The sequence below is a fragment of the Candidatus Viridilinea mediisalina genome (assembly GCF_002532535.1).
Classification (GTDB): Bacteria; Chloroflexota; Chloroflexia; order Chloroflexales; family Chloroflexaceae; genus Viridilinea; species Viridilinea mediisalina.
The window spans coordinates 83,895-94,482 of the sequence record NZ_NQWI01000007.1 but is presented as its reverse complement, the minus strand read 5'-3'; the positions used below and the strand labels follow the sequence as shown (position 1 = coordinate 94,482).

11 protein-coding genes are annotated in these 10,588 nt (G+C 56.1%); 7 read left to right on the top strand and 4 right to left on the bottom strand.

Going from position 1 to position 10,588, the window contains the following annotated elements:
* Window positions 1-119: 119 nt before the first annotated feature.
* The 3 genes from CJ255_RS02920 to lspA (CJ255_RS02910) are packed head-to-tail and all read right to left on the bottom strand — an operon-like array spanning window position 120 to window position 2,096.
* Complete coding sequence (locus CJ255_RS02920; RefSeq protein ID WP_097642603.1) at window positions 120-1,052, bottom strand: RluA family pseudouridine synthase; 933 nt, start codon at window positions 1,050-1,052, stop codon at window positions 120-122.
* Entirely contained in the window at window positions 1,039-1,587 is a 549-nt protein-coding gene (lspA, locus tag CJ255_RS02915; RefSeq protein ID WP_097642602.1) for a signal peptidase II, read from the bottom strand. The genes CJ255_RS02920 and lspA (CJ255_RS02915) overlap by 14 nt, the downstream gene beginning before the upstream one ends.
* Window positions 1,584-2,096 carry a signal peptidase II gene (gene lspA / locus CJ255_RS02910; protein ID WP_245863147.1) on the bottom strand — a complete coding sequence of 171 codons (513 nt, stop codon included), beginning with the start codon at window positions 2,094-2,096 and terminating at the stop codon, window positions 1,584-1,586. Before lspA (CJ255_RS02910) ends, lspA (CJ255_RS02915) begins: the two co-directional genes overlap by 4 nt.
* A gap of 371 nt (window positions 2,097-2,467) precedes the next feature.
* Between lspA (CJ255_RS02910) and tig the strand changes: the two genes are divergently transcribed.
* The 7 genes from tig to CJ255_RS02875 all read left to right on the top strand — a co-directional run bounded on the left by tig (window position 2,468) and on the right by CJ255_RS02875 (window position 9,447).
* Complete coding sequence (gene tig, locus CJ255_RS02905) at window positions 2,468-3,778, top strand: trigger factor (protein WP_097642601.1); 1,311 nt, start codon at window positions 2,468-2,470, stop codon at window positions 3,776-3,778.
* A 191-nt stretch (window positions 3,779-3,969) separates the two neighbouring features.
* Window positions 3,970-4,596 (top strand): ATP-dependent Clp protease proteolytic subunit, encoded by a 627-nt coding sequence (locus tag CJ255_RS02900; RefSeq protein ID WP_097642600.1) that lies wholly within the window; start codon window positions 3,970-3,972, stop codon window positions 4,594-4,596.
* Window positions 4,597-4,630: 34 nt separating this feature from the next.
* Window positions 4,631-5,935: an ATP-dependent Clp protease ATP-binding subunit ClpX gene (gene clpX / locus CJ255_RS02895; protein WP_097642599.1), complete on the top strand. Its 1,305-nt coding sequence runs from the start codon at window positions 4,631-4,633 to the stop codon at window positions 5,933-5,935.
* Window positions 5,936-5,952: 17 nt separating this feature from the next.
* On the top strand, window positions 5,953-6,690 hold the full coding sequence (locus tag CJ255_RS02890; RefSeq protein ID WP_097642598.1) for a response regulator: 738 nt from the start codon (window positions 5,953-5,955) through the stop codon (window positions 6,688-6,690).
* A gap of 6 nt (window positions 6,691-6,696) precedes the next feature.
* Window positions 6,697-7,326 carry a uracil phosphoribosyltransferase gene (gene upp, locus CJ255_RS02885; protein WP_097642597.1) on the top strand — a complete coding sequence of 210 codons (630 nt, stop codon included), beginning with the start codon at window positions 6,697-6,699 and terminating at the stop codon, window positions 7,324-7,326.
* A gap of 203 nt (window positions 7,327-7,529) precedes the next feature.
* Window positions 7,530-8,642 (top strand): MraY family glycosyltransferase, encoded by a 1,113-nt coding sequence (locus CJ255_RS02880; RefSeq protein ID WP_097642596.1) that lies wholly within the window; start codon window positions 7,530-7,532, stop codon window positions 8,640-8,642.
* A gap of 556 nt (window positions 8,643-9,198) precedes the next feature.
* Window positions 9,199-9,447, top strand: coding sequence for a hypothetical protein (locus tag CJ255_RS02875; RefSeq protein ID WP_097642595.1), 249 nt, complete (start codon window positions 9,199-9,201; stop codon window positions 9,445-9,447).
* A 202-nt stretch (window positions 9,448-9,649) separates the two neighbouring features.
* Here the strand turns inward: CJ255_RS02875 and puhE are convergent, their stop codons facing one another.
* Complete coding sequence (puhE, locus tag CJ255_RS02870; RefSeq protein ID WP_097642594.1) at window positions 9,650-10,429, bottom strand: putative photosynthetic complex assembly protein PuhE; 780 nt, start codon at window positions 10,427-10,429, stop codon at window positions 9,650-9,652.
* Window positions 10,430-10,588: the final 159 nt, after the last annotated feature.

Sequence of the window (10,588 nt, the reverse complement as noted above, 5' to 3'; positions counted from 1 at the left end):
GATAGGAGATAGGAGATAGGAGATAGGAGATAGGAGATAGGAGATAGGAGATAGGAGATAGGAGATAGGAGATAGGAGATAGGAACGCGTTCTCGTTGATGTTGTGATCTCTTTCTGGTCTACCGTTTGCCACGCAAGCGCTCTAAGGCATGGTGGAGATCAGCGGGTAGGGGGGTGCTAAATTCACGCCAAACGGCATCGCGTGGGTGGTAGAAGCCCAAGCGTTGTGCATGCAAAAATTGGCGTGTTAGGCCGAAACTGGGCCGCTGGCGCTGCCCCCCATACATGGGATCGCCCAGGATAGGCCGGTTGCGATGAAGCATGTGGACACGAATTTGATGGGTACGCCCGGTTTCGAGGCGTAGTTCAAGCAGACTGTAGGCTCCCAGTTCTTCCAAGACGCGGTAGTGGGTACGCGCCGGGCGCGCTTTAGGGCTATGGCTCACCACCATGCGCACCCGATCAGTGGCATGGCGTGCAATCGGGGCATCAATCACGCCGAGTGGTTCGCGGAAATGGCCCTCGACCACCGCCAGATAGAGCTTGAGCATCGTGCGGGCTCGTTGCTGTTCGGTGAGCGCTTGCAGTGCTAGATCATGGCGCGCCACCACCAGCAACCCGGAGGTACCTTGATCGAGCCGATGGACAATCCCAGGCCGCAGGCTGCCACCCGTCTGCATATCGGGGTAGCGGGCCAAGAGCGCATTGACGAGCGTCCCGCCGCTATGCCCAGGGGCAGGATGGACAACCATACCGGCTGGTTTATCTACGACCACAATATCGCTATCTTCATGGACTACATGCAATGGGATGGCTTCAGGGATGAGTTGGGTTGGCTGAGGCGGCGGGAGTTGCACCTGCACCCGTTCACCACCACGCAAATTCAGGCTCGCCCGCGCCAAGCGCCCATTCACAGTCACATGGCCCTCACCAATCAACTGTTGGGCAAAAGAGCGCGAGAGATCGGCCACCGTACGCGCCACAAAGCGATCCAAGCGCTCACCGGCGGCGTCGGAGGTAACATAGAGTTCAATGGTGTCAGTCTGATACATCACGACTCAGCAGTTCACGCAGGAGGCCGTCATCACGAGGAACCGGGCGGGCAACGGGTGGCTCATCGCCAATAAAGATCAGATAGAAGGCCAAGATGGTCACGCCCAGCGTGATCCCACTATCAGCAACATTAAAGACCGGCCACCAGCCCACGCTAATAAAATCCACCACATAACCCAAGCGTATCCGGTCGGCAATATTCCCAAGGGCACCCCCAGCGATCATACCCAAGCCAAGTTGGATACTCAAACTCTGGTTGGGCAGGTGGTAGGCATAGGCATAGAGCAGACCAAGGGTAATCAGGATTGACGTGAAGGTAAAGAATTGCGACATATCGGGGAAGAGCCCAAAGGCCACCCCCGTATTGCGCGAATAGATCAGCGTGAGCCAGTCGCCCATGAGGACAATGCTACGCTGGTTTGGAATGGGGCCAAGCGTAGTGAAGATCCAAAGTTTACTGAGTTGATCAGCGAGGAAGATACACAGACCCAAAAGGAGCGGTAGCAACCAACGCTGGCTCGGACGAAGACTCATTGTGGCCTCAGGGCTTGGTTGGTACCTTGTGGACGCGGGCCAAGATCGTCGCGGATAATCTGGAACATAAGCATTGCAGCACCGATGCAGATGAAGCTATCGGCAAGGTTGAAGATTGGCCACCAACCCACTTGGATAAAATCCACCACATAGCCCAAACGGATGCGATCAATCACATTGCCCAACGCCCCACCCAAAATGAAGCCCATGGTCAATTGGGCCGAAAGGCGCTGATGAGGCATCTGGGTGCGGTAAAAATAGATAGCACCAGCGATGATCAGCAGGGCAATGATCGTCAAAATCTCGGAATGTCCCTGGAACAGACTAAAAGCTACCCCCGTATTGTGGGAGTAGGCGATGCGCATATGGTTACCAACTGGGATAAACGCCGTCATCGTCTCTGGCCCAAGCGCCTGAGCCACCCACCATTTACTCACCTGATCGAAGATGATCGCCATCCCCGCTACGCCCGCCGGCATCATCCAGACACGCTGGTTTTGTTGCTGCACGCTCTGCTTCTCCTCCCTTCTTTGGGCGTTACGCCGATTGCCAGATTGAGGCGAAGCCTCCTCCCGAAGAATTGCTGTTTCCTGCGTTTTGGCGGCAAAGCCGCCAAAACGCAGGAAACAGCGAGTTTGGGGCAAAGCCTCTTCAAGCGGATGCTATACAGGTATTATATAGTACTCCTCCAATATTTGTGAAGGAAAAAGCATTCTTTGCCGCAGACGATCGAGCGCTTCACCATGCTTTGCACAGCCCGCTCAACGTGCTATAATGACACCGAGTATCGTCTGTAGCGACGCCGATTGCGTATGCACGAAACATAAGGTATACCCATGGCGTGCGCTGCTCCTTGGCTAGATCACGGAGATGTTCGAGCGTGAAGATTACTACCACGAAACTGCCGCACAGTCTGGTTTCAATGCAGATTGAGTTGGATAAAGATCGCTTTGAGCGGGGGCTCGATCAGGCTGCCCGCCGGTTGGCGCAGAAATACCCCATCCATGGCTTTCGTCCTGGCAAAGCGCCACGCTTTATGATTGAGCGTACCTTCGGACGCCAGGAGTTGATTAAGGAAGCAACCGAGGATTTGGTGAAGAAGGCGGTTCGTGACGCGCTTGAACGTGAACAGATCAACCCCATCGGGCCACTTGAGTTTAATGAACTCTCATCAATGGAGCCCTTCATCTTCAAGGTTACTGTGCCGGTTGAACCGACCGTTCAGATTGGCGACTACCGTGCGCTGCGTGTGCCGCTCGACATCCCTGCGTTGGAAGAAGAACAGCTTCAGCGCGCCATGGATAAGATTCTTGATCGCCATGTGGCGCTCAAAGAGCTTGATGAACCCCGCCCCGCTCAAGAGGGCGACCAACTTGAGGTGCGCTTAGATACCTTGGTTGATGGCGAACCGCTCGACCAGCGCGAGCCCGATGCCCCCGCCCCTGAACAGACGCTCGATCTGGTTGAGGGGCGCTTGGTTGATGAACTCTACCAAGGGCTGTTGGGTGTTACGGTTGGTAACACGGTTGAGGTGAAAGCGGCTATGCCCGATGATCACCCCCAGGAACAGGTGCGTGGCAAAGAGGTTGTCTTTAAGGTTGAAGTCCTTGGCATGCAAGAGCGGATCTTGCCCGCATGGGAAGAACTTCCCGCCCTTGAAGAGTTTGAAGGTAGCCTTGAGGAGTTGCGTGCCAAGACCCGCACGGAACTTGAAGCGTCACTGCGTGATGGGGCTGAACGTAAGACGATTGATGCCTTCATTGATCAACTGGTGCAACAGACCACCTTCGATGTTCCTGATGTGATGGTTGAGAACTATGCCAATACCTTGCTTGAAGAGCAGGGGCAACAGTTTGCTCGTTATGGCATCACGCTTGAACAGATGTTGGAATATCGCGGTCAGTCGCGGGAACAGGCTCTCAAGACGCTACTGCCTGAGGCTGAACGGCGTGTGAAGATCACCTTGACCCTCCATGAGTTGTTGCGCCAAGAGAACATCGTACTCTCTGAAGAGGAGCTTGAGGCCGAACAGGAACGGTTGCTGCTTGATTATGAAGGTGAGCAGCGTGAACAAGTTGCCAAGCTGTTCAATGAGCAGATGCGCGAGATGATTGCCCACGCGGCCCTCGACCGTAAGCTGCGTGCCCATATCTTGACCCTAGCGACCGCCGAGGTAGCGCCCGCTGAGTAATACCATTTACAATTGCAGATTGTAGATTGCAGATTGTAGATTGCCGAACATGGCGTCCCAATGGGCTTTCGCGTTCTTGATAATGCGGCATGTTCAAGGGTAATTGGTGTAAGCTGCTGGCAGCATAGTACGCCCCCGTAGCCGATTCAAGGTATGCCAGATCCAGCCCTGCTTGACGAAATGAGGAACTCATGAATTGGATGTCGCCCGCTGGCCCTGAAGCGCTCATTCCTATGGTGGTTGAGAGTACCAGCCGTGGCGAGCGCGCCTTCGATATCTATTCGCGCTTGCTCAAAGAGCGGATTATTATTCTGGGTACCCCGATTGAGGATCAGATTGCGAACCTGATTGTGGCCCAGTTGCTCTTCCTTGAGAGTGAAGACCCGGATCGTGACATTTGGCTCTATGTCAATAGCCCAGGCGGTTCGGTTACCGCTGGCTTGGCGATCTACGATACGATGCGCCATATTCGCCCCGATATTGCGACAGTCTGTGTCGGTATGGCTGGCAGTATGGCTACCCCCATTCTCGCCGGGGGCGCAAAAGGGAAACGCTATAGCCTGCCCCACTCGACGATCCATATGCACCCTGCTGGCGGCGGTGCCCGTGGCTATGCCCCCGATGTCGAGATTATGGCGAAAGAGTTGCTGCGTATGCAGCAGGTTGTCCGCGAATTGCTCTCTAAGGATACCGGCCAGAGTGTTGAGCGGATTGCCAAAGACTTTGATCGCGATCTCTTCATGACCCCCGAACAGGCGAAAGAGTATGGGATCATTGATGAGATTCTGAATCGTGATGATGCCGCCGAGAAGAAGTAAACCAGCATAGTTCCTGACGCATGGGAGACGACAGATGACCCGTTCTCGAAATAGCGGCAGTCGCGGTGCCTATGTCTGCTCGTTCTGTGGCCGCGGGCAGGATGAGGTGCAACGCCTCATCGCTGGGCCGGGTACCGTGTTCATTTGTGATGAGTGCGTTGCCCTCTGTAGCGCGATCATTGCAGAAGAGACTGAACAGCAGATGGCCGCACCGCGCCGTAATGTCCCTCCGGGTCCGGCGCGCCTCCCTACCCCCCGTAAGCTGCGCGAAAAGCTTGACCAGTATGTGGTTGGGCAAGATCGGGCGAAGGTTGTCCTTTCAGTAGCCGTCTATAACCACTATAAACGCATTCGGGCCGGCTCGAAGATTGATGATGTCGAGATTAGTAAGAGTAATATCCTCTTGCTTGGCCCTACTGGTAGTGGTAAAACGTTGCTGGCGCAAACTCTCGCCCGCATCCTCGATGTGCCCTTTGCCATTGCTGATGCTACTGCACTGACTGAAGCGGGCTATGTGGGTGAGGATGTGGAGAATATTCTGCTGCGCCTTATCCAAGCTGCTGATGGTGATGTTGAACGGGCCCAGACCGGCATCATCTATATTGATGAGATTGATAAGATTGCCCGTAAGTCCGACAATCCATCAATTACCCGTGATGTCTCTGGTGAGGGTGTGCAGCAGGCGCTGCTCAAGATTCTGGAAGGTGGCCTGGCCCACGTTCCGCCCCTGCCCGGACGCAAGCATCCCCAACAGGAGTATATCTCCTTCGATACCACCAATGTCCTCTTTGTCTGCGGCGGTGCCTTCGAGGGCATCGAAGAGGTGATTAGTAAACGTCTGCGCGGCAAGCATGTGATGGGCTTTGGTGGGGAGCAAGCGGGTGCGACGAGTGAAGAACATACTGCGTTGATTGCCCAGATTGCCCCCGATGACCTGATGCGCTATGGCTTTATTCCTGAATTCATTGGCCGTCTGCCTGTGGTGGTGGGCCTTGAACCGCTAACCCGTGAGGCGATGTTCCGGATCCTCACTGAGCCGCGCAATGCCGTGATCAAGCAGTACCAGAAGTTACTCGCCCTCGATCATTGTGAGCTTGAGTTTACCCAGGATGGCATTGAGGCAATTGTTGAACGGGCTATGCAGGCTAAAACTGGTGCCCGTGCCCTCCGCAGTATCGTTGAAGAGGTGCTGCTTGAGGTGATGTATGAGGTGCCTACCCAAGAGCATATTGGACGCTGTATCATCAATGCCGAAGTGGTCGCCCGGCGTGGCCATCCTATCCTGATGCCCCGCACCGACCGCTCCGATTATCGCCGTCGCCTTGATGAAGCTGTCTGATTACCTATTTCCCGCCTATGCCACCTATTCGCCATATCGCTGAACGTAACCAAGATGAGAACCATCCGCCCCGTCGGATTCTTGTCGCTGATGATGATCCCTCGATAGCGACACTCATCCAGTTGACCCTGAATGGGCCGCGCTATGAGGTGGTTGCAGCGTCCAATGGGCTTGAGGCGCTCACGCTCTTTGCCGAGCAGTCATTCGATATGGTTGTGCTTGATGTGATGATGCCCTATGTAGATGGCTTCGATGCCTGTCAGCGTATTCGTGACCAGAGCGATATTCCCATTGTCATTCTGACAAGCCGCGATGGCACCGATGACGTTGTGCATGGCTTTGAACTGGGGGCCGATGACTATATCACGAAGCCCTTCCGTACCGCTGAGTTGCTGGCCCGCGTCGAAGCGATCTTGCGGCGCGTTGAGGGCTATAAGTCACGCCTTGCCCCGCCAGTGGTGCGGGTTGGCCCAATTGAGATTGATGCACCGCGCCACCGGGTCACCGTGCGCGGCCAAGAGGTCAATCTGACCCCCATGGAGTTTGAATTGCTCTACTTCCTCGCGGCCAACGCCGGTCAGGTCTTCGACCGCGAGGCGCTCTTTCGTGAAGTGTGGGGCTATGATTACGTTGGTGAAACTAACCTCGTTGATGTGTGTGTGCGCCGTCTGCGCGAAAAGATTGAAGAGACGCCCTCGCGCCCTCGTCTGATTGTGACGATTCGCGGCGTTGGCTATAAACTGTCCGAAGGGTAAGCCCCCATGAGCGACCTGCTCCACGTCTCGCAACATCCACTGGTGCTGCATAAGTTGGCCCTGCTACGCAGTAGCTTTACCGAACCTAAGAAGTTCCGCGAATTGGTGCATGAGTTGTCGCAGTTGCTCTTCTATGAAGCAACTGAGGATTTGGCGCTTGCCCCCTTAACGGTGCAAACCCCCCTTGCCCCCTGTCAGGGCTATGAGGTTTCTGAACAGGTGGGAATCATCCCGATCCTGCGCGCCGGCTTGGGCATGGCCGAGGCCATTATTGATCTCTTACCAACGGTTCATGTCTGGCACCTGGGGCTCTACCGCGACCACGAAACGCTCCAGCCGGTCACCTATTACAATAAGCTGCCCAATGAGCCCGATATTGACCTCTCGCTCATTCTCGATCCGATGCTGGCAACCGGCGGATCCGCCATTGCGGCGGTAGATATTCTTAAAGCCTGGGGCGCTCGACGCATCAAATTCGTGGGCCTACTCGCTGCACCCGAAGGGGTGGCAGCGCTTCACTACGCCCACCCCGATGTGGACATCCACCTCGCTGCGGTGGATAGCCACCTCAACGAGCAGGGCTATATTGTGCCGGGTTTGGGTGATGCGGGCGATCGGCAATTTGGGACTGGGTAGGGCGAGAGAGGTTTGAGAGAATTTTACCACAGAGGCACAGAGGGCACAGAGGGTTGAGAGGGTTTTGCGACACCTTCTGGTGTCGCAAGCCTATGTTCTGTTTTCTATTTTCTCGTTTCTGTATCCTTCTCTCAAAAACCTCTATGCTCTCGGTGCCTCTGTGGAGAAACCCTCTGGCTCCTCTGTACTCTAACTAAACCACCATGATCACGCTCGCTCTCACCACCACGTTCGTGGTTGCGTTTGTTGTCACGCTGCTGCTCACCCCGCCGCTGCTGCGTCTGAGTGAGCGTGAGGGCTGGGTGGCCCAACCGGGGCCGCGCCATATCCATCGGCGGCCGACACCGACTGTGGGTGGGGTGGCGATAATCGCGGGATTTGCGGCGGCGCTGCTCCTTAGCTTTGGGCTTGAGGCGCTCGATCCCAGGTTGCAGCGCTCACCCTTTGAGGCGATGCGCTTGGGCCTGTTGCTCGCTGGTGCAAGCCTCGTTGCTCTTGTTAGCCTCTTGGATGATCTGTATGATTTGCCGGTGCTGCCGCGCTTACTTGTGCAGATCTTGGCCGCTTTGGTGGCGCTTGGCCCCTATGTGTGGCAGCAGAGCCTTGAGCCAGAGGCTTGGGGCATTGTGCTGACTGCGTTCAATTTTCCCTTTGTGCAACAGGTGCATCTGCATAACCTTAGCCCTTGGCTGGCGATAGGCGCAACTGTCTTTTGGATCGTTGGTATGCAGAATATGGTCAATTGGGCCGATGGGCTTGATGGGCTTGCCGGTGGCATAACCCTGATTGCAGCGCTTGTTCTGGCGCTGCACACGCTCACGCTTGATCCGCCCCAGCATACCATCGCCTTCCTACCTTTGGCTTTAGCAGGAGCATGTGCTGGCTTTTTGATCTTCAATTTTCACCCTGCCCGCACCTTTATGGGTGACGTGGGGGCGATGACGCTCGGCTATATCTTGGGGGTGAGTGCGATCATCGGTGGGGCCAAGCTGGCCACGGCGCTACTCGTCATGGGCCTGCCGTTGATTGATATGGCCTGGCTGATTCTGACGCGCACGCTGCGGGGTGGTTCAGCCGCACAGTCCGGGCGCGATCACCTGCACCACCGTCTGCTCGATCTGGGTATGAGCCAACGCCAGGTGGTGTTGAGCTACTATGCGCTGAGTGCTGCCTTTGGTGCCATCGCACTCTTGCCTATCTCACCCCTATTCAAACTCTTGGCCTTGCTCATGCTGGGCCTCTTGGTCTTCAGCGTGATCCTGTTTGCTGCTCGCCAAACCGCAACGCCCAGGGGCGGGGTTCGGGGCGGGCTGTGACCATACGCATTAAATTTAGGGCGGCAGCCCTAAAACCCGCTTTGGGGCTACGCCCCAGACCCAGTTTTTTGTTCCGTGTTGGCGGCGAAGCCGCCAACACGGAACAACAAGAGTTTTTGCTAGCGCGAAAAAGCTCTGGGCCGCGCCGCTTGGCTTCGACAGGCTCAGCCAGCGGCGCGGTGGCTGAGCCTGTCGAAGCCACCGCGAGGTCGCCTGCCAACCCAAGGCTTTTTCGCGCTAACGAGTTTTTTTGGGGAGGCGAAGCCGCCCCCACCCCCCACCGGGGGTTTAACGTAAGGATCACAGTTTGTATCAAGGATACAAACGACAACGTTTATATTTCGTGCAATCCAACCAAGCCCTAACGCAAGGTAACGAGCGCAAATTGGGGTACAATGGCGGCAGCAAACAGTAGCAGTCAATGTGTGGACTGGATGGTTCAATGTAGAACCTTTTCGTAGCGTCTGCTTGGGTAGATCGGTGCAGTGTCTAGCGCCTCGGCCCCAACGACAGCGCTATGCAGCATCGTCCCATTCTTGCGGAAAGGAACTACCTCATGACTCCCACCGATGTCGCTCAGCAAACCTATTTGGAGAACCGGCTGGAGACGCTTGTTGATAGCCAGATGGATGTGGTTCATGCAGCCATCGCGGCGCGGCGCTATTTTGAGACTTTGCCCAAGCAGCGTTTGTGTCCCAAAGAGATTGCGCGCCTAGAGCATTGCGCCTTGGAGGCCGAGCGCCGCAGTTATCATCTGACGCGGGCGATTGCCGCTGTCGGTGCCGAGCTTGCGTTGTACCGTTAGGGCATCAGAAACGAGGATGCGTGAGGCGAAGCGGCGAGGGCTTTGCATCCTCGCGTCCTCAAATCATTCCTAAGTTCAATACCTTTCAATTAAGCTCGCGCAAAGCCGCAAAGGTTTGGCACTCATATGCAAAAAAACTTTGCGCCCTTGCGCCTTTGCGTCAAGAAGCCCGTCGTATTTGAAAAGTATTGTCCCTAAGTTCCTACTCGATCACACGCCCTACCGCCGAGCTTTGGGTGGCCCGATTTGGCAAAGCCAAGAGCCAGTGTTCGAGTGCCCCCAGGCTGACGAGCGTTGCGAGGAGCGCAAGGCTTACACCCATGGCTTCGTAGCGATGGGTGTGAGCGGCCATCCAGAGCATAATGGCCAAGAGGGTGAGTACCGAGACTGTGGGAATAAAGAAGAAGTTGGTTGCCCGCCGCCGCCAATAGCTGCCCAAGTAACGCAGATGGGGCGGGAAGAGTTCAACATTCAGCGTCGGCACGCCGAGTAGCACATTCAGCTTGGCGCTGTGCTGCATGGCCCAACTGAGCATAAAGACCATTAGGCCCATCATGTTGTGACCGTCGCTCAGGAGCCAGAGCATAAAGATGAGTTCAAGCAGCACGGCTAACTCGTGGTAGAGGTGTGTGCCTAAGGCATAGCCAAAGCGTGTGAAGCCGCGTGCATGCGACGGGCAGGCCCGTTGCCACGGCCCGGTAAGTACGTTGCTGTAGAAGGCGAGTTCGTGCCAGGCCCAAATGAGCGTCCCGGCCAAGAAGGCGCGGTAGATGCCGAGGATGCTGGCATCGTTGCGTACCGCCCAGAGTTCGTGATGGGCAAAGCCGAGTAGAGGCAACGCGAGCAGTAGCGCTACCCGCCCAGCCCACGGCCCGCGCCGGTTCAACAGCGCCACCAACAGGGTCAGCCCGGCCCAGAGTGCCATCGCGGTGATGGGGGGAAAGACGTAGATCTGGGTCCATGCAGGCAGCAGATTGGACATTGTGGGCACCCTCTTAGAGGCTGTCTGAAAAGCTCGTGGGCAGGCGTTGGAGTGCCGGCTTTAGCCGGCTAAAGCCGGCACTCCAACGCCAGTTCATAGAATTTTCAGACAGCCTCTTAGCATGAGGATGCGAGGGAACCAGGTTCCCTCGCATCCTCC